This window comes from Pararhodobacter oceanensis (assembly GCF_003076755.1).
In the GTDB taxonomy this organism is placed as follows: Bacteria; Pseudomonadota; Alphaproteobacteria; order Rhodobacterales; family Rhodobacteraceae; genus Pararhodobacter; species Pararhodobacter oceanensis.
Window position 1 is genome coordinate 398,794 of record NZ_QDKM01000002.1, and the last position, 19,611, is coordinate 418,404.

A 19,611-nucleotide genomic window follows, 5' to 3' on the forward strand; every position below is an offset into this window, starting at 1 on the left:
TCGTTTCCTATGTGGGAAAGCGCAGGAGCGCAATTCAAACAACCGACAGAGTGATGAAAGAGGGGCGGACGATGGCCAAAGTGGCATTTCTCGGGCTTGGCGTGATGGGCTATCCGATGGCGGGGCATCTGGCCGCGGCCGGACATCAGGTGACGGTCTATAACCGCACCTTCTCCAAGGCCGAGGCTTGGGTGGCCGAGCATGGCGGGCAGGCGGCGCGCACCCCGCGTGAGGCCGCGGCGGGGGTGGATTTCGTCATGGCCTGTGTGGGCAATGATGATGATCTCGCCGAGGTGTGCCGCGGCGATGACGGGGCTTTCGCGGGGATGGATCAGGGCGCGCTGTTTGTCGATCACACCACGGTTTCCGCCAAAATCACCCGCGCTCTGGCCGCAGAGGCACAGGCCGCAGGGCTGGGCTTTGTCGATGCGCCGGTCTCGGGCGGGCAGGCGGGGGCCGAGAACGGCGTCCTTTCGATCATGTGCGGCGGCGCGGCGGCGGATTACGCGCGGATCAAGCCGGTGATTGAAGCCTACGGCAAAATCTACAATCTGGTCGGCGAAAGCGGCGCAGGACAGATCGCCAAGATGATGAACCAGATCTGCATCGCCGGTCTGGTGCAGGGGCTTTCCGAGGCGCTGCGTTTCGGCGAGAAGGCGGGCATGGATGGCCGCGCCGTGGTCGATGTGATCCAGGGCGGTGCCGCGGGCTCATGGCAGATGGTCAACCGCCATGACACCATGCTTGACGCCAAATATGACTACGGGTTCGCCGTCGACTGGATGCGCAAGGATCTGGCGATCTGCCTGCAAACCGCCGAGGAAATCGGCGCCTCGCTGCCGGTCACCGCGCTGATCGATCAATTCTATAAAGACGTGCAGAATATGGGCGGCGGGCGCTGGGATACCTCCTCGCTGATCGCACGTTTGCGCAAGGTGGACGGCGATGACTAAGCAACCTTTGGAGACCCGCATCGCACAGGGGCGCGGTGATGAACCTGCCGATCTGGTGCTCAAGGGCGGCAGGGTCTGGTGCATGGTTACCGGTGCGCGGATTGCGGGCGATGTGGCGATCTGCGGGCAGCATATCGTCGGCATCGGCGCCGAATATCAGGGCAAGCGCGAGATTGATGTGCGCGGCAAGACCCTCGTGCCCGGCTTCATCGACACGCATTTGCATATTGAAAGCTCCTGCATCACGCCCTTCGAGTTCGACCGCTGCGTCACCCCGCGCGGCGTCACCACGGCGATCTGCGACCCGCATGAGATCGCCAATGTCGCCGGCCTCATCGGCATCGAGTATTTCCTCAACGCCAGTTCCCGCACGGTGATGGATATCCGGGTGAATCTCTCCTCCTGCGTGCCCTCGACGCATATGGAGACGGCGGGCGCCAATCTGACCGCCCGCGATCTTGCGCCGCTCAAGGATCATCTGCGGGTGATCGGTCTCGCGGAATTCATGAACTACCCCGGCGTGATCCACCGCGATCCGACCTGTATGGAGAAGCTCCACGCCTTTGAGGGCTGTCATATCGACGGCCACGCGCCCTTATTGTCGGGCCGCGATCTCAACGCCTATGCCAGCGCAGGTATCCGCACCGAGCATGAGGCGACCAGCGCCGCAGAGGCGACCGAGAAGCTGCAAAAGGGCCTGCGGGTGCTGATCCGCGAAGGCTCGGTGTCAAAAGACCTTGAGGCGCTGGCCGAGGTGCTGACCCCCGTCACCGCCGCCTATATGTGCCTCTGCACCGACGACCGGAACCCTCTGGACATCGCCGAACACGGGCATCTCGACTACATGATCCGCCGGTTGATCGAGAAGGGCCGCGATCCCTTGTCGGTCTACCGCGCTGCCTCGCTGTCGGCGGCCGAGGCCTTCGGGCTCAAGGACCGCGGCCAGATCGCGCCGGGTAAACGCGCCGATATCGTGGTGCTGGAGGATATCACCGGTTGCCACGCCGAGATGGTCTTCTGCGGCGGGGTCTTGGCCGATGACGCCGCTTTCGCCGCCCGCGAGGAAATCCCGCCGGTCGCCCGCGCCTCGGTGCATGTGCCCGCGATCACCGCCGCGAGCTTCCGCTACGCGGGCAATGCCTCCGAGACGCCGGTGATCGGCATCCGCCCCGGGATGATCCTCACCGACCACCTGCGCGAGGAAATCCCCGCCAGTGACGGCGACAAACGCCCCGATCCATCGCGTGATCTGGCGCGCATCACGGTGATCGAGCGTCACGGGATCAACGGCAATATCGCCAATGGTTTCGTGCGTGGGTTCCAGATGACCAAAGGCGCGATTGCCTCGACGGTCTGCCATGACCACCATAATATCGCCGTGGTCGGGGTCGATTACGCCGATATGGCGCTGGCCGCGAAACGGCTGGGTGAGATCGAGGGCGGCTTTGTTGTCGTTGAGGGTGGGCAGGTGGCTGCCGAACTGGCGCTGCCCGTCGCAGGTCTGATGTCGCTCGAGCCCTTCGAGCATGTGCGCGACCGGCTGGTCGATCTCCGCGCCGCCGCCCGCGCGCTGGGCGTGACGCTGGAGGAACCCTTCCTGCAACTCGCCTTCGTCGCCCTGCCGGTGATCCCGCATCTGAAAATCACCGATCTCGGCATGGTGGATGTCGATAAGTTCGAGGTAATCCCCTAACCCCGCAAGAACGTCCTCCGGCTTCATCTTGCCAAAAATACTCAAATCAAACCGGCGAGGCCACGCACCACGCTGGATTGACGCTCCGCCCGGCGGCACCGCCGGGCAGCGCCGAACCGACCCCACGGGTCGGCGCTCCGCTTGCCCCTCGGCTCGGCGCTGCCCTTATTCACTAGGCGACACCCCCCGCCGAAATTCCGCGCCGCTTCGACCTTCCGCCCGACGGCCCCATGCATCGGCGCGCCGCTTGCCCCTCGGCCCGGCGCTACCCGCAATTTGTAAGCGATAGAACATGGCCCTCATCCCTGAGGCGGCCCAATCCAGCCTCCCGCCCGATGGAAACAATCGGGCAGCGCCGAACCGCCCCCACGGGGCGGCGCTCCGCTTGCCCCGCGTGGCGGCGCTGCCCTTTCGCATTAATCGCTCCGCGAACCGACCCGGCCCGTCACAGCACCGTCAGGGCAACACCCCCTCCGGCACCTCCAGCGGCTCACCGCCCAGCGCCGTCACAATCACCCGCACATTGGACACGATCATCCCCGGCCAGCTCTCCGCCCCCGAGCCGACCTCGCCCAAAGCATCCGAATAGAGCGAGCCGCCGATCACCAGCTCATGCCCCCGCGCCGCCGCCGCCTCGATCAGCGCCTGCACTGCGCGCGGGTTCAATGTGGTCTCGATAAAGGCCGCCGGAATATCGCGCGCCGCGGCGATCTGCGCGGCCTCGTCAATATCCGCGATCGAGGGCTCGGAATCCGTTGAAATCCCCTGTATCGCCTCGTTCTGCAGGTCATAGCTGCGGGCGAAATAGGTGAAGGCGTCATGCGCGGTCAACAAGACCCGCTGCGCCTCGGGGATCGTCGCCAAAGACGCCCGCGCCCAGGCATCCAGCGCCTCGGCCCGCGCCATCTCGGCCTCGGCACCGGCGGCAATCTCTTCGGCGCAGTCCGGCGCCAGCGCGGTCAATGTCTCGGCCAAAGGCGCAAAGATCCGCGACCAGAGCACCGGATCCATCCAGATATGCGGGTCGGGCACGCCGGAGTGCAAAAGCAGCCCCTCATGGCTGATCTCCTCGCCCAACACCTGCGCCCCGATCCGCGCCAGAATATCCGCCAGCCGCCCCTCAAGGCTCAGCCCCAGCGCGACAATCCGGTCGGCGCTGCGCAGCCGCTGGATATCCGATGGCCGCGCTTGATAAAGATGCGGGTCCAGCCCCGGCCCGATCAGCGTCTCCACCGCGACGCAGTCCCCGGCGATCCGCTGCGCCGGGTCCGAGATCATCCCGATGGTGGCCAAGAGCGACGGCGCGCTTTGCGCCTGAGCCGAAAGCGGGGCCAGCCCCAAAGCCGCCACAACGGCGAGTATTTTGCGCATATTGTTCCACCCCTCCCTCTGTTGCGAGTCACTCGCAAGTTACCCCTTTTGGTATTGCGAGTGATTCTCAATTGCAAGGCCCATCGCTAATCGTAATTTCCGATTAATTTCACCATAGTTCACGAATTGCCAACCCTCGAACAGCAGGGCCATACTGCGGGTATCAAGGCACGGACCCGCGACGACCCACGACGACCCGCGGCGGGCCATAGGCGAAGGCAAAGGCAGGCATAGAATGACACAGACAGCACGGGTGGTGGTTATCGGCGGCGGCGTGGTCGGGGCATCGGTGCTCTATCATCTGGCCAAAGCCGGCTGGACCGATTGCCTTCTGCTCGAGCGCAACGAGTTGACCGCCGGCTCCACATGGCACGCGGCGGGCAATGTGCCGACATTCTCCTCGTCATGGGCGGTGATGAACATCCAGCGCTATTCCGCCGAACTCTACCGCGGGCTCGGCGAGGCGGTGGATTATCCGATGAACTACCATGTCACCGGCTCCCTGCGGCTGGCCCATTCCACCGAGCGGATGCGCGAATTCGAGCGTGTCGCGGGGATGGGGCGCTATCAGGGGATGGATATCGAGGTGATGGCCACCGAGGATATTCAGGCGCGCTATCCGTTCCTCGCCACCCATGATCTGGCGGGCGGGCTTTATGACCCTTACGACGGCGATATCGACCCCGCGCAATTAACCCAAGCCTTGGCCAAAGGCGCCCGCGATCTCGGCGCGCGCGTTGAGCGTTTCCGCCCCGTCACCGGCGCGCGCCGTGAGGGCAATGAATGGGTGCTCGAGACGCCAAAGGGCGAGATCCGCTGCGAATATGTGGTCAATGCCGCGGGCTATTACGCCGACCGCGTCGGCGCGCTCTTTGGCCGCAAAGTGCCGATGATGGTGATGAGCCACCAGTATCTCTTGTTCGACAATATCCCCGAGCTGGAAAGCTGGTCGAAAGACAATAACGCCAAACTGCCGCTCCTGCGCGATGTCGACAGCTCCTATTACCTGCGGCAGGAAAAATACGGGTTCAACCTCGGCCCTTACGAGAACCCCTGCAAGGCGCATTGGATCACCCGTGATGACCCGATGCCCGAGGATTTCAGCTTCCAGCTTTATCCCGATGATCTCGAGCGGCTGGAATGGCATATCAATGACGCCATGGCCCGCGTGCCGCTGCTGGAACAGGCCAATCTGCAAAATGTGATCAACGGCCCGATCCCCTATACGCCCGATGGCAACCCGCTAATCGGCCCGATGCCCGGCGTGCCCAACGCTTTCGAGGCCTGCGTGTTCACCTTCGGCATCTGTCAGGGCGGCGGCGCCGGTAAGGTGCTGGCGGAATGGATCACGGAGGGCGGCACCGAGCGCGATATGTGGGCGGTCGATCCGCGCCGCTTCACCGGTTTCGAGAGCCGCGACTACTGCATCGCCAAGGGGATGGAGGTCTACGGCCATGAATACGCGATGCATTTCCCGCATCACGCATGGCCGGCAGGGCGCGACCAGAAACACGGGCCGAACCACGCGCGGCTGCAAGCCTTGGGCGCGCAGTTCGGCGCCTATAACGGCTGGGAGCGCGCCAATTGGTTTGCGCGCGCGGGCGACGACACCTCCGAGGCAGGCACCCAGACGTGGCGCCGCGAAGGCCCGTGGTTTGGCGCGGTCAAAGCCGAATGCGAGGCGGTGCGCGACGGGGTCGGGGTGCTCGATCTGCCCGGCTTCTCGCGGTTTAATCTTGACGGCGCGGGCGCGGCCGAGTGGCTCGATGCGCAGATCTCCGGCAGATTGCCGCGCGCGGGCCGCGTCTCGCTGGCTTATTTCCCCGACCACCGCGGGCGGATCGTCACCGAAATGTCACTGGTGCGCCACGGGCCGGATCACTTCACCCTGATCACCGCCGCCACCGCGCAGCTTCATGACTTCGAGTGGCTCAAACGTAGCCTCCCGGACAACCTGACGCTGACCGACCAGACCGAGGCCATCTCCACCCTGATCATCACCGGCCCCAAATCCCGCGATTTGCTCACAAAACTCACCGATGCCGACCTCGCGCTGCCATGGCTCAGCCACCAATCCGCCGAGGTCGCAGGCCGCGATGCACATCTCCTGCGCGTCTCCTTCGCCGGCGAACTCGGCTGGGAAGTCCACGCCACCCCCGGTGATATCGCCCATATCTACGATGAGGTGCTCAACGCCGGCGCCACCCCCTTCGGCATGTTCGCGCTCAATTCGCTCCGCATCGAGAAAGGCTACCGCGCGTGGAAAGGCGATCTCTCCACCGATTACACGCTGCTCGAAGGCGGGCTCGAGCGTTTCATCGACTGGTCCAAGGACTTCCACGGCAAACCAGCACTCGAGGCCGAAAAACAGGCCGGCCCCGCCAAACGCTTCGCCCTCCTGACCGTTGAGTCGCCCGAGTTCGACCCGCCCTATATGTCGACCATCTGGCAGGGCGACACAGTCGTTGGCGAGACCACCTCGGGCTATTTCGGCCACCGCACCCAGCGCTGCATCGCGCTGTCGATGCTGCGCGCCGATCTCGCCACGCCGGGCACCGAGTTGGAAATCGAGATCTTCGGCCAACGCCACCGCGCCGTGGTTCAACCCGACGGCCCGCTCTGGGACCCCAAAAACGAAAGCCTGCGCGCATGACCTCCCTCATCGCCGCGATCTTCGCCCCCGTCATCTGTCCAAAAATATCCTCGGGGGTTCCAAGGGGGCAGAAAGCCCCCTTGGCCTTCCTTTTTGCGGGGCGGAAAACCTCCTTGGCCTTCCTTCATCGGGGGCAGACAGCCCCCTTCGCCTGTGTCCTCCAGACCACGCACTCAACCCCCACGGCCCGCCCATGACCCTTCCTTCCCATGCCCGTGTGGTGATCATCGGCGGCGGGATTTCCGGCTGTTCGGTCGCCTATCACCTCGCCAAGGCGGGGTGGACAGACATCGTCCTGCTCGAGCGCAAGCGCCTGACCAGCGGCACCACTTGGCATGCGGCGGGGCTGATCGGGCAGCTGCGCGGCAGCCTCAATATGACCCGTCTGGCGAAATATTCCGCCGATCTCTACGTCCGGCTCGAGGCCGAGACCGGCATCAGTACCGGCATGCGCCAGAACGGCTCGATCACCGTCGCGCTGACGCCGGAACGCCATGAGGAAATCCTCCGCCAAGCCGGTCTCGCCCGCGCTTTTGATGTTGATGTCTCCGAGATTTCTCCCAGCGATGTCAAAGCCCTATACCCGCATCTCAACGTGGATGACGTGGTCGGCGCGGTGCATCTGCCACATGACGGGCAATGCGATCCGGCCAATATCGCCATGGCGCTGGCCAAGGGCGCGCGGATGATGGGGGCGGCGATCCACGAGGGCGTGAAGGTCACCCGCGTCCTGGATAACGGCGCCCGCGTTACTGGCGTTGAATACGACGCAGGAGGGGGCGAGAGCGCGGTGATTGCCTGCGAACATGTGGTGAATTGCGGCGGCATGTGGGGCCGCGATCTGGCCGCCACCTCGGGCGTCACGCTGCCCCTGCACGCCGCCGAGCATTTCTATCTGGTCACCGAACCGATCCAGGATCTGACCCGCCTGCCGGTGCTGCGGGTGCCGGATGAATGCGCCTACTATAAGGAAGACGCGGGCAAAATGATGCTCGGCGCCTTCGAGCCCAAGGCCAAACCTTGGGGCATGGCGGGCATCCCCGAGGATTTCGAATTCGACAGCCTGCCCGAAGATTTCGAGCATTTCGAACCGATCCTTGGCATGGCCATGCATCGCATGCCGATGTTCGAGCGCGCCGGTATCCACACGTTCTTTAACGGTCCCGAAAGCTTTACGCCGGATGATCGCTATTACCTCGGCGAAGCGCCGGAACTGGGCAATTATTGGGTCGCCGCGGGGTATAATTCCATTGGTATCGTCTCTTCGGGCGGTGCCGGGATGGCGCTGGCCCATTGGATGACCGAAGGCGCGCCGCCCTTTGATCTGTGGGAGGTGGATATTCGGCGCGCGCAGCCCTTCCAGCGCAACCGCAAATATCTGGCCGAGCGGGTGTCTGAAACGCTGGGCCTGCTTTATGCCGATCACTTCCCCTACCGGCAGGTGGAAACCGCGCGCGGCGTGCGGCGCTCACCCTTGCACGAACACCTCAAAGCCCGCGGCGCGGTCTTTGGCGAGGTCGCAGGCTGGGAGCGCGCCAATTGGTTCGCGCGCGAGGGGCAGGAACGCGCATATCGCTACGCTTGGGGGCGGCAAAACTGGTTCGACAACCAGCGCGCCGAACATATGGCGGTGCGCGAGCGCGTCGGCCTGTTTGACATGAGCTCCTTCGGCAAAATCCGCGTCGAAGGCCGCGACGCCTGCGCCTTTTTGCAACGGCTCTGCGCCAACCAGATCGACGTTGAGGCCGGACGGCTGGTCTACACCCAGATGCTCAACCAAAGCGGCGGGATTGAAAGCGATCTGACCGTCACGCGGCTGACGGAAACCGCCTTTCTTCTGGTCGTCCCCGCCGCCACCCTGCAGCGCGATCTGGCGTGGCTGCGGCGGCATCTGAGTGATGATTTCGCCGTCATCACCGACGTCACCGCGGGCGAATCCGTGCTTTGCCTGATGGGCCCGCAAGCGCGCGATGTGCTGTCGCGGGTCACCCCCGACGCGCTGGACAATGACGCGTTCCCCTTCGGCACCGCCCGCGAGATTGAACTCGGCTACGGCCTCGCCCGCGCCCACCGCGTGTCCTATGTCGGCGAACTCGGCTGGGAACTCTACGTCAGCGCCGACCAGTCCGCCCATGTCTTCGAAGCGCTCATGGACGCCGCCCCAGAAATCAAACTCTGCGGGTTGCACACGCTCGACAGTTGTCGCATTGAAAAAGCCTTCCGCCACTTCGGCCATGACATCACCGACGAGGATCATGTGCTCGAGGCCGGTCTCGGTTTCGCGGTGAAAACCGGCAAGGGGGAATTCATCGGCCGCGACGCGGTGCTGCGCAAACGCGAAGCGGGGCTTGAGCGGCGGATGGTGCAATTCCTGCTGCGAGACCCCGAGCGTCTGGCCTATCACAATGAGCCGATCTACCGCGACGGCGCGCTGGTCGGTACGGTAACCAGCGGAAATTACGGGCATTTTCTGGGTGGTCCGGTCGCGATGGGCTATCTGCCCTGCAAGGGCCAAAGCGTGGCCGAGATGCTGAGTGCCCGTTTCGAGATCGACATCGCCGGCCAGCGCATTCCCGCGCAGGCCTCGCTGGCCCCGTTTTATGACCCCAAGGGCGCGCGGATGAAGCTCTGACCGCGACGCCAAAGACTATTTCGTGAAATTGCGAATGATGGGAGTGCGCCAAATGATCGAAGACGTGAAAATCGCCCCTAAGGCCCGCCGCGCAGGCGGGCGTGCCGCGCGCGTTGCGGTCCGCTCCGCGCCCTTGGATGAGGCGCTGCGGCCGGTGCGCGCAGGTCTCGAAGGCGGGCAATATAGCCCGCTCTCTGCGGCCTCGGTCGAGCGCATCCATCAGGCGGCGCTGCAGGCGCTTGAGGAAATCGGCCTCGCCAATGCGCCGCAATCGGGCATCGAGGTGATGACCAAAGCCGGCGCCATTCTGGGCGATGACGGGCGGCTGCGGTTCCCGCGCGCGCTGGTCGAGGATATGCTGGCGAAAGCCGCGCGCGGGATCACGCTGTATGGCCGTGATCCGAAATATGACCTGCAATTGTCGGGCAGCCGCGTGCATTACGGCACCGCCGGTGCGGCGGTGCATGTGGTCGATGTCGATACCGGCGAATACCGCGAATCCACATTGAAAGACCTGCATGACGCCGCGCGATTGGTGCAACATCTAGATAATGTGCATTTTTTCCAGCGTATCTGCGTGGCCCGCGATATCCTTGATAACTACGAGATGGACCTGAACACGATCTACGCGGCGGCGGCGGGAACCCGCAAACATATCGGGACCTCGTTTTCTGATCCCTCGCATGTAGCGGGCTGTTTCGAGTTGTTGCATGATATCGCGGGCGGTGAGGAGGCCTGGCGCGCGCGGCCTTTCATGAGCAATTCCAACTGCTTCGTGGTGCCGCCGATGAAATTCGCCGAGGAAAGCTGCGTCTCGATGGAGGCCTGTATCCGCGCGGGCATGCCGGTGCTCTTGCTCTCGGCGGGGCAGGCGGGGGCGACCTCACCGGCGCCGATCGCATCGACGATCGTGCAGGCGGTGGCGGAATGTCTGGCCGGCGTGGTCTATGTCAACGCCATCGCGCCCGGCCATCCGGCGATCTTTGGCACATGGCCCTTTGTGTCGGACCTGCGCACCGGCGCGATGTCGGGCGGCAGCGCCGAGCAGGCGTTACTGACCGCCGGTTGCGCGCAGATGCACCGGTTTTATGGCTTGCCCGGCGGGGCGGCGGCGGGGATTGCCGACAGCAAACTGCCGGATATGCAGGCGGGGTGGGAGCAGGCGATTTCCAACACGCTTGCCGGTCTCTCGGGGCTGAATATGGTCTACGAATCGGTCGGGATGCATGCGTCCCTACTGGGATTCTGCTTTGAATCCCTGACCTTGGGCGATGATATTCTGGGGCAGGCACTGCGCTGCGTGCGCGGGATTGATGTCACCGAGGACTCTGTGTCGATCGAGGTGATCCGCGAGACCTGTCTCGAGGGACCCGGCCATTATCTGGGCTCGGACCAGACGCTGAAGCTGATGCAGACCGAGTATATTTACCCCGAGTTGGGCAACCGGATGAGCCCCAAGGAATGGAACGAATCCGGTCGTCCGCGGCTGATGGACGGGGCGAAAAAGCGCACCGCGGATATTCTGGCCAGCGCGCCCTGCCAGATTGATCCGGCGCTGGACCGGGCGATCCGGGCGAAATATCCGATCCGGTTTAGCTAATTGCCGCGCGCCGCTTCATTCGGGGCGGCGCGCGGGAGCTTGGAACGGGCGCTTAGCGCGAGATCAGCACCGAGCATTGCGCATGGCGCACCACCCGCGAGGCGGTCGAGCCGATGAAATAATCGCTCAGCCCCGGACGGTGCGAGGCGATCATGATCAGATCGGCGCCATTATCCTCGGCGCATTGCAGGATCTGGCTGGCCGCCGCCCCCGTGCGCACTTCGGTTTCGACGGTGAAATCCACCTTGTCGACCAAGAGCGCCAGTTCCACTTTGGCCTCGGCCTGACGCCGGTCGTTGAGGTCGCGCGGCAGTTCGGCGGCGACATAGCTGGGCACGTCCTCGAGCACGTTGAGCAGCCGCGCGGTGCCGCCGGGCTGGAGCATCTGCGCGGCCTTGGCCAGCAGCGCCTTGCCAGCGTCGCCATGGCTGAGATCAACCGCCACGATGATATGGGAATACATGAGAATCTCCTGTTCGGGTTGCGAGTTGGGATCTGTCTAACCCGCATCAGGGCAGATTTCGTTGATCTGGGTCAAGGGATTAAGTGGAGGGGGAGGGGGCGCGGAATCAAGGCGGAGCCGCCGCGCATCGTCCGGTCGGTCCGGCAGGTGGCTTTCCAAAGGAAGCTATCGAGAAGGGAACACCTACGGGCTCGCAATTCGCGATTTAGGTTGGTCCCTGCCTACGCGCGGAATCAAGGCGTCAGCCGCCGCGCATCGCCAGACCGCCCCCTGGGCTGGCGATTTGGTTGGTCTGGGTGCGTCGTTCATAGGTCGCTCGGATACAGCTACCATAAAGCGCACCGTTCCACGGTCGTCTCGCCATCCCGCGGTCTGGCGATGCGCTCCGTTGCGTATAATAGCCCGCGCGGAATCAAGGCGCAGCCGCGGCGCATCGCCAGACCGCCCCCCGGGCTGGCGATTTGGTTGGTCTGGGTGCGTCGTTTAAAGATTGCGCGAACACAGCCACCATAAAGCGTACCGTTCCACAGGCGGCTCGCCATCCCGCGGTCTGGCGCTGCGCTACGTTGCGTATAGTAGCCCGCGCGGAATCAAGGCGATAGCCGCCGCGCATCGCCAGACCGCCCGCACGGGCTGGCGATTTGGCCAATCTTGGTGCGTCGTTCAGAGGTCGTCCGGATACAGCCACCATAAAGCGCGCTGTTCCACGGTCGTCTCGCCATCCCGCGGTCTGGCGATGCGCTGCGTTGCGCGTCGCCCAGACCCTTCGCGCGCTTACCCGCGCCCGCGACGTCCGCCGCGGCGGCCCGAGGAGGAGGCCGAGGCCGCCCGCGAGGCCTCGGCAAATGTCGCGCCCTCTTTCATCGCTTCCATCACCTTGGCCAGCCGGATCCACTCACCGCCATTCGGATCGTGGTTCATCAGCATATTCGCCGCGCGGATCGCCTCCATCTCTTGCGCCCGCACCGGGTTCATGATCGCCGAGGTCATGCCCGCGCCAATCGCCATCGGCAGGAACGCCGCGTTCACCCCGTGACGGTTCGGCATCCCGAAGGACACATTCGACGCGCCGCAAGTGGTGTTGACGCCGAGATCCGCGCGCAAGCGGCGCACCAGTTCAAACACCTGCCGTCCGGCGGTGGCCATGGCACCAATCGGCATCACCAAAGGGTCAACCACGATATCATGCGCGGGAATACCGAAATCCGCCGCCCGCTCGACGATCTTTTTCGCCACCGCGAAACGCACATCCGGGTCTTCGGAAATACCGGTGTCATCGTTCGAGATCGCCACCACCGGCACGTTGTATTTCTTGACCAAGGGCAGCACCATTTCCAGCCGCTCTTCCTCGCCGGTGACCGAGTTCAGCAAGGGCCGCCCGTTCGCTGCCTTCAGGCCTTCCTCCAGCGCGCCGGGCACCGAGCTGTCGATGCACAGGGGCACATCAATCACCGATTGCACATGCTCGATCAGCGCCTTCATCAGTGGCGGCTCGACAAAATTATTGTCGGCATAGCGCGGGTCTTTGGCCATCATATTGGTGAACACCGCGCCTGAGTTGATATCGAGCACATTCGCCCCGCAGAGCACCTGTTCCAGCGCGTCCTTCTCGATGGTCGAGAAATCGCCCAGCTCCAGCTCGGCAGCCAGTTTCTTGCGGCCGGTCGGATTGATGCGCTCGCCGATCACGCAAAACGGCTCGTCAAAGCCGATCACCACGGTTTTGGTCGCGGACTCGAGGACGGTGCGGGTCATGTGGAAACTCCTTGGTAGCCGCCACAGTCTGTGCTGCGCGCGGCGTCTGCAAATTCTTGTCTCAACGCACCGGCGGCGCGTCTCGTGTCGCGGCCAGATGGGGCAAACCCCGCCGCGTTCATCAACTCAGCGCAGCGCCACCAGCCTCGGGGCGCCGCGCCAGATCATCGGGATCAGCCCAGAGCCTGCGCCGCGCCCGCCTCGGCGCCCGCGCGTTCCGCGACCCATTTGGCGTTGGTCTTGATCCCGCCCAGCGGGAAGAAATGCACCGATTCAATGCCGAATGCGGGGTTCGCGGCTTTGTAATCGGCCAGCTCGCTGACAAACTCGTCGGGCTCATAGGGCAGCAGCAGTTTCGACACATCCATCGCGCGTTTTTGCAGCACTTTCAGCGAGGCGCCAACCCCGCAGGCGATGGAAAACTTGATCAACGTCTGCAGCTTTGCCGGACCCGCCACGCCGATATGCACCGGAATATTGATCCCCTCGGCCTGCAAGCGGTTGACCCAGTCAATCACCGGTTTTGCCTCAAAGCAGAACTGCGTCGCCAGCGCCATCTGCGCATCCGTGCGCTCGGCAAAAGCCTGTTTCCAGCGCAGCGCTTCCATCACCATCTGGTCCGAACCGTCGGGATCGATATCCTTATTGCCCTCGGGATGCCCCGCCACATGCAGCCGCGCAAACCCGTCAAAGGCGCCGGTGTCCAGCAGTTGCATCGAGGAATGAAACTCCCCATGCGGCTTGGCCACACCACCGGCCAGGATCAGGCCCTGGGTCACACCGGCCTCGCCCTGATAGCGCGCGATCCAATCGGTCAGCGTGGCTTTATCCTTGATGATCCGCGCCGGAAAATGCGGCATCGGCTCGAAGCCTTCACCCCGCAGACGCGCGGCCGTGGCGACCATCTCGGCGATCGGGGTGCCCTCTATATGGGCGATATAGACCCGCGTGCCCGCAGGCAGGAGGGCGCGGAAATCCTCGACCTTCTCGGCGGTGCGCGGCATCACCTCGATGGAAAACCCGTCAAGGAACGACACCATCGCGTCAGAGCCTCTGGTCGCGGGACCGCTGTCTTTGCGGGCGAATTTGAATAGTGCCATCAGTGCCTCCCTGAGGTTAATCAACCGCGTTCCACCCGTCGTTGGCGATCAGCGTCTTGAACCTTTCGGTGTCGTATGCCTGTTCCAGCTTTTCGGCCTCGGCGCGTGCGACTTCTTCCTGTTCGCCAGCGACATGATAGGGGTCGCCTTTGCGCCAATCGGCCAGATAGGCATCCGAGTCGCGCGCCCCCGCCTTCATCGCACAGCGGTCGATGGTCTGCTCGAAACGTTCGGTCAGCGCCACTTTGGCGCCGCGCCGCCCCTTGCCGACAATCACCTGTGCGGGGATGTCGCGCCAATATACGATGATAACGGGCTGCAGCGGGGTGTCGGTCATGGTGAAGGCTCCGGTTCAAGACGTTTCTATCAGTTCGCCATTTTTTGCCAGCGGCGAGGGGCTGATATCGACCAAGGCGGGCTGCCTTGCGACCTCGCTGTCATATCAAGCGCATAATGCGCGAGGCCAGCGCCTGCAGCGTGAAATTTCCTCATCATCATGGTGAGGGCAAGCGGCTTGCGCGGCCATATGATGCAGGCGGTGACAAGCCACGGTGGTATTCGAGCCCGCCTCTAAAGCGGTCTCCACAGCAGTCGCCGCGCCAGTCCAAACGAGCGACACGTAAAAGGCCCGCCCCGTTTTCAGGGGGCGGGCCAATCAAAGCTAGGTGTGGGCAGATGCCTGCGCGGGTTTAGAAGCGCATGCTATAGCCAAGGCGCAGAGTGCCGAAATCGCCAACCCCGTCAAAGCGGTCGGTTGGCAGGGAGCCGGTGCCGAAGGGCAATGCCCCGAGATCATAGTGCAGATATTCCAGACGGACCGACGAGCGCGCGCTCAAGCCGTATTCCGCACCAAGACCCACCACATAGCCGGTGGCAGAGCCGCTGCCCTGTTGGGCGCTGTTGAGGATACCGCCCGAGACATTGGCATGGGCGATACCGCCGGTGCCATAGATCAGCCAGTTGTTCTGCGCGACGCCGACCCGGCCGCGCAGGGTGAACAGCGAGTCGATATTGACGTTACAATTGCCGGTGTTGCAGCTCCAGAACGGGCCGGCGGTGCCCTGCGGCGTGATGCCGTTGGCGCCGGTCGAGGCGTCAAACTCGACACCGAAAACCGTGCTGCCCGATTGCCAATTGCGACCAAGGAACGCCGCGCCGGTGGCGCCGCTGATCTCGACATTCGGGCCCAATTGATTGAGCGCCGACACGCCCAACCGGTAGGTGCCGCGCGAATAGCCGATCGCCGCACCAAAATAGGTTCCGCTCCAGTCATAGGCGGCGGGCATTTGATAGACGACCGGCGGCGGCGCGACATCAATCGGGCCCGAGGCCGTGGCTGCAGTGGCCAGCGTCGTTGCAACTGCGGTGGAAAGACTAAGGGAAAATTTCATCTGTATAACTCCGTTGGTAAGTCAAGTGATAAACACGCCTTGGCGGCTTACCTGACGTAAACGCGGCGCAAAAAAAACGCGCCGTGTTAAGGAAATGTTAACGAAATCACCCTGTTTTTGATAGCATCGCATGCCGTGCCAGTGAGATTTTCACCACGCGGGCGATCAATTCAGCACAGCAAATACAGGCTTTTCCTTCACTTTGTGACCCGTTCCGAAAAATCCAGCGGGGTGAACGGCTTGCCCTATGACCGGTTACCACGCGGCGGCGAGGCACGGGTTTTTGCGTGTTGCTAAAACGCCACAAATGGGCACCCGCAGGTGGTTTTTACCCCTGCATCCGGGGGGGGCATCCGCTCATAGACTCATTCGGCGGCCCATTCGGATGGCGCTTGCGGTGCCGTCGCATGCCTGTATTCGGGCGGTCTGGCGGCGCCTGCGCGCTGCGTGCCGAATCATCGCGGTGCCGCAGGGTCGACGGGCGTGGATCTTGATCAGTTCTTGCGCCGGACCCCTCGCGCGACTACTGTAGAGGCAACACGAAATGGAGGGCGGTATGACGCCCGAGCGTCCCGTTGGCGCGGTGACGCAGCCGAAACCGTCGAGATCGCCCCGCAAGCGGCGGCCTCCGTCCGGTCATCAGTCACAGCGCCAGAATCTGTCCGGTGAGGCGGGGCTTTATGCCGCGCTGGATCTGGGCACAAATAGTTGTCGTATGCTGGTTGCGCGCCCCAAGGGTCCGCAATTTGAAGTCGTGGACAGCTTCTCGCGCAGCGTCGAGCTGGGCACTGGGCTCGAGGCCACCGGTCGGCTCGGCCATGGGCCGATGGCGCGCACCGTGCAGGCGCTGCGGATCTGCCGCCGCAAGCTCGATGACCATAAGGTCAAACGCATGCGTCTGGTCGCCACCGAGGCCTGCCGCCGTGCGCATAATTCCAATGAATTCATCCGCAAAATCCAGCGCGAAACCGGTCTGCGGCTGGAAATCATCCCCACCGAGGAAGAGGCGCGGCTGGCGGTGATCTCCTGCGCGCCCTTGGTCGCGCCCGAGACCGAGCAGCTTTTGGTCATCGACATCGGCGGCGGCTCCACCGAACTGGTGTGGATCGACCTGTCCGAGGTCGCCCCCGAGGCGCGCCGCGAGGCAATCCTTGGCATCCGCCTCGGCCCCGTCGCCCGCCCCGGTGTGCGCTCCACTCTGGGGCAGGCCAAGGTGGTCGACTGGATCTCGGTGCCCTTGGGCGTCGCAACCCTGCGCGAGCAATTCACCGATGTCGACAGCGACGCGGCACGGTTCGCGCTGATGAGCTGGCAGTTCGAGGAACATCTGCAAGGGTTTCTGCCCTATCAAACGCCCGCGCCGCTGGCCAATTTCCAGATCATCGGCACCTCGGGCACGGTCACCACCGTCGCCGCCTCGTTTCTCGGGCTGCGGCGTTATGACCGCAACAAGGTTGACGGGCTGACGATGACCTCGCTGCAGGTCGATACGGTGATCCGCGATTATCTGACGCTCGGGCCGGAGGGGCGGCGCAGCGATCCGCGCATCGGCCGCGAGCGTCACGGGCTGATCATGTCGGGGGCGGCGATCCTGCAAGCGCTGACCCGCGTCTGGCCCACCGAAGTCATGTCGGTCGCCGACCGTGGATTGCGCGAAGGATTGCTCTACGCGCAGATGAGCCACGACGGCGTGCTGCAAAAAATGTGAGGACTGAACATGGCGAAACCGCCAAGCAAGAACACCTCGGGCCGCGGCCAGCGCGACCTGCGGGTGAAGGTCAAAACCGCCAAGGGCCGACGCCTGTCGTCGACCCGCTGGCTGGAACGCCAGCTCAACGACCCCTATGTGGTGCGCGCGAAACGCGAAGGCATGCGCGGGCGTGCCGCCTATAAGATACTGGAGTTGGACGATAAATTCCGCTTCCTCGTGCCCGGTGCGCGGGTGGTCGATCTCGGCAGCGCGCCCGGTGGCTGGCTGCAGATCGCGGTTGAGCGGGTCAATGCGCTGGGCACGAAATCCGGCAAGAAACAGGGCTCGGTGCTCGGCGTTGACCTGCAAGAGGTCGAGCCGGTCGCCGGGGCCGAGGTCCATGTGCTCGATTTTCTCGACGACGACGCCGACGCCAAGGTCAAAGCCTGGCTCGGCGGGCAGGCGGATGTGGTGATGTCGGATATGGCCGCCTCCTCCACCGGCCACAAACAGACCGACCATCTGCGCATCATCACGCTCTGCGAACACGCCGCCTATTTCGCCTTTGACGTGCTCTCCCCGGGCGGCACCTATGTCGCCAAAGTGCTGGCCGGTGGCGCCGAGGGCGAGTTGCAAAAACTCCTCAAACGCCATTTCACCAAAGTCTATAACGTCAAACCCCCCTCCAGCCGCGCCGATAGCTCGGAAAAATTCGTCGTCGCCACCGGCTTTCGCGGCCAACAGGACAGTGACGACAGCGAGGCTGACGCTAGCTAACCGCCTCGTCATCTGTCCAAAAATATCCTGGGGTGAGGCCGCAGGCCGAGGGGCAACGCCCCTGCGCGATCCGCGCCGAAAGCCGGGGGTTCGATGCCCCCGGCTTTCGCCCCAATAGCCCCCCGACACCACAGCCCCAACGCCGCCGAACTGGACAAATCCCGCGCGCTGTGCAAATGCAGCCGCAACAGGAGAACCCCATGACCGTCACCCGTTTCGCCCCGTCGCCCACCGGCTATCTGCATATCGGCAACCTGCGCACCGCGCTGTTCAACTATCTGATCGCCCGCAAGACCGGCGGCCAGTTTATCCTGCGGCTTGATGACACCGACCAAGAGCGCTCCAAGCAGGAATATGTCGACGGGATCAAAACCGATCTCGAGTGGCTGGGGCTGGAATGGGACCGTATCGAGCGCCAGTCCGAACGCCTCGAGCGCTACGCCGAGATGGCCGATATGCTGCGCGCCGAGGGCCGGTTTTATGAGTGTTTTGAGAGCCCCACGGAACTCGATCTCAAGCGCAAGAAACAGCTCAATATGGGCAAGCCGCCGGTCTATGACCGCGCCGCTCTGGCGCTCGACGCCGCCGCCCGCGAGGAGCTGCGCAAGGACCGCAACGGTTACTGGCGTTTCCGGCTTGATCTCGAGCGGATCGAATGGACCGACGGCATTCTCGGCGATGTTTCGATCGACGCCGCCTCGGTCAGCGATCCGGTGTTGATCCGCGCCGACGGGCAGGTGCTCTATACTTTCGCCTCCTCGGTCGATGATATGGATATGGGCGTTACCCATATCGTGCGCGGCTCGGACCATGTGACCAATACCGCCACGCAGGTGCAGATCATCCGCGCCATGGGCGGCACCCCGCCCGCCTTTGCCCATCACTCGCTGCTCACCGGCCCGCAGGGCGAGGCGCTCTCCAAACGTCTTGGCACCCTCAGCCTGCGCGATCTGCGTGCGCAGGGCGTCGAGCGCATGGCGCTCTTGTCGCTGCTGGCACGCCTTGGTTCTTCGCAGCCGGTCGAATTGCGCGCAGATCTTGATCAGATCGCCGAGGGGTTTGACCTCAACCATTTCGGCGCCGCGCCGACCAAATTCGACGCCGAGGATCTCTGGCCGCTGACCCGCGCCCATGTGCAGTCGCTGCCGGTGAGTCACGCCGAAGTTGCCGCAAAGCTAACGGAATTGGGCGTCCCCGCCGAGATCGCGCCGGCCTTCTGGGAGGTCGCGCGCGCCAATATCACTCGGCTCGAGGATGTGGGCGACTGGTGGGCGCTCTGCCGCGACGGCGCCACGCCGCTGGTTGATCCCGAGGATGCGGAGTTCGTGGCAGAGGCCCTGACCATGCTGCCGCCGCCGCCCTATGGGCCAACCGCTTGGGCCGATTGGACCGCAGCGGTCAAGGAGGCGACGGGCCGCAAGGGTAAGGGGCTGTTCATGCCCCTGCGCAAGGCGCTGACCGGCCGCGGCAACGGGCCGGATATGAGCGCGCTGATGCCCTTGCTGCAAAAAGCCCCGCAGGCGTAAGGCGCTA

The 19,611-nt window shown here is 63.9% G+C and carries 14 protein-coding genes; 8 read left to right on the forward strand and 6 right to left on the reverse strand.

All coding sequences use genetic code 11. The annotated features are described in order from the left end of the window. Nucleotides 1-71: 71 nt before the first annotated feature. On the forward strand, nt 72-953 hold the full coding sequence (locus DDE20_RS06280; protein ID WP_116557874.1) for an NAD(P)-dependent oxidoreductase: 882 nt from the start codon (nt 72-74) through the stop codon (nt 951-953). Beyond that, a complete protein-coding gene (gene ade, locus DDE20_RS06285; RefSeq protein WP_116557605.1) occupies nt 946-2,646 on the forward strand; it encodes an adenine deaminase in 1,701 nt (566 codons plus the stop codon). The genes DDE20_RS06280 and ade overlap by 8 nt, the downstream gene beginning before the upstream one ends. A gap of 456 nt (nt 2,647-3,102) precedes the next feature. Here the strand turns inward: ade and DDE20_RS06290 are convergent, their stop codons facing one another. Next, on the reverse strand, nt 3,103-4,017 hold the full coding sequence (locus DDE20_RS06290; RefSeq protein ID WP_116557606.1) for a metal ABC transporter solute-binding protein, Zn/Mn family: 915 nt from the start codon (nt 4,015-4,017) through the stop codon (nt 3,103-3,105). A 235-nt stretch (nt 4,018-4,252) separates the two neighbouring features. Between DDE20_RS06290 and DDE20_RS06295 the strand changes: the two genes are divergently transcribed. From DDE20_RS06295 to DDE20_RS06305, 3 genes are all read left to right on the forward strand, one after another. Further along, complete coding sequence (locus tag DDE20_RS06295; protein ID WP_116557607.1) at nt 4,253-6,670, forward strand: GcvT family protein; 2,418 nt, start codon at nt 4,253-4,255, stop codon at nt 6,668-6,670. 193 nt (nt 6,671-6,863) lie between these two features. Further along, nucleotides 6,864-9,302: a GcvT family protein gene (locus tag DDE20_RS06300; RefSeq protein WP_116557608.1), complete on the forward strand. Its 2,439-nt coding sequence runs from the start codon at nt 6,864-6,866 to the stop codon at nt 9,300-9,302. A gap of 52 nt (nt 9,303-9,354) precedes the next feature. After that, nucleotides 9,355-10,902, forward strand: coding sequence for a trimethylamine methyltransferase family protein (locus DDE20_RS06305; protein ID WP_116557609.1), 1,548 nt, complete (start codon nt 9,355-9,357; stop codon nt 10,900-10,902). A gap of 52 nt (nt 10,903-10,954) precedes the next feature. Here DDE20_RS06305 and DDE20_RS06310 read toward each other — a convergent pair whose 3' ends face one another. The 5 genes from DDE20_RS06310 to DDE20_RS06330 form a co-directional block, all read right to left on the reverse strand. Beyond that, the gene (locus tag DDE20_RS06310) at nt 10,955-11,365 is read right to left on the reverse strand and encodes a universal stress protein (RefSeq protein WP_116557610.1); all 411 of its coding nucleotides are present in this window, start codon (nt 11,363-11,365) and stop codon (nt 10,955-10,957) included. A gap of 774 nt (nt 11,366-12,139) precedes the next feature. Continuing rightward, nucleotides 12,140-13,120 (reverse strand): methyltetrahydrofolate cobalamin methyltransferase, encoded by a 981-nt coding sequence (locus DDE20_RS06315; protein ID WP_116557611.1) that lies wholly within the window; start codon nt 13,118-13,120, stop codon nt 12,140-12,142. A 173-nt stretch (nt 13,121-13,293) separates the two neighbouring features. Continuing rightward, the gene (locus DDE20_RS06320) at nt 13,294-14,220 is read right to left on the reverse strand and encodes a methylenetetrahydrofolate reductase (protein WP_116557612.1); all 927 of its coding nucleotides are present in this window, start codon (nt 14,218-14,220) and stop codon (nt 13,294-13,296) included. Between the two features lie 16 nt (nt 14,221-14,236). Next, a complete protein-coding gene (locus tag DDE20_RS06325) occupies nt 14,237-14,542 on the reverse strand; it encodes a virulence factor (protein ID WP_116557875.1) in 306 nt (101 codons plus the stop codon). A gap of 367 nt (nt 14,543-14,909) precedes the next feature. Further along, nucleotides 14,910-15,611 (reverse strand): outer membrane protein, encoded by a 702-nt coding sequence (locus DDE20_RS06330; protein WP_116557613.1) that lies wholly within the window; start codon nt 15,609-15,611, stop codon nt 14,910-14,912. Between the two features lie 556 nt (nt 15,612-16,167). On the opposite strand from DDE20_RS06330, the gene DDE20_RS06335 reads away from it, so the two are divergent. The 3 genes from DDE20_RS06335 (at nt 16,168) to gltX (ending at nt 19,604) form a co-directional block, all read left to right on the forward strand. Further along, nucleotides 16,168-17,319: a Ppx/GppA phosphatase family protein gene (locus DDE20_RS06335; protein WP_417587848.1), complete on the forward strand. Its 1,152-nt coding sequence runs from the start codon at nt 16,168-16,170 to the stop codon at nt 17,317-17,319. A 9-nt stretch (nt 17,320-17,328) separates the two neighbouring features. Further along, a complete protein-coding gene (locus DDE20_RS06340; protein WP_116557615.1) occupies nt 17,329-18,078 on the forward strand; it encodes an RlmE family RNA methyltransferase in 750 nt (249 codons plus the stop codon). A gap of 200 nt (nt 18,079-18,278) precedes the next feature. Beyond that, nucleotides 18,279-19,604 (forward strand): glutamate--tRNA ligase, encoded by a 1,326-nt coding sequence (gltX, locus tag DDE20_RS06345; protein WP_116557616.1) that lies wholly within the window; start codon nt 18,279-18,281, stop codon nt 19,602-19,604. The last annotated feature ends 7 nt before the right edge of the window (nt 19,605-19,611 follow it).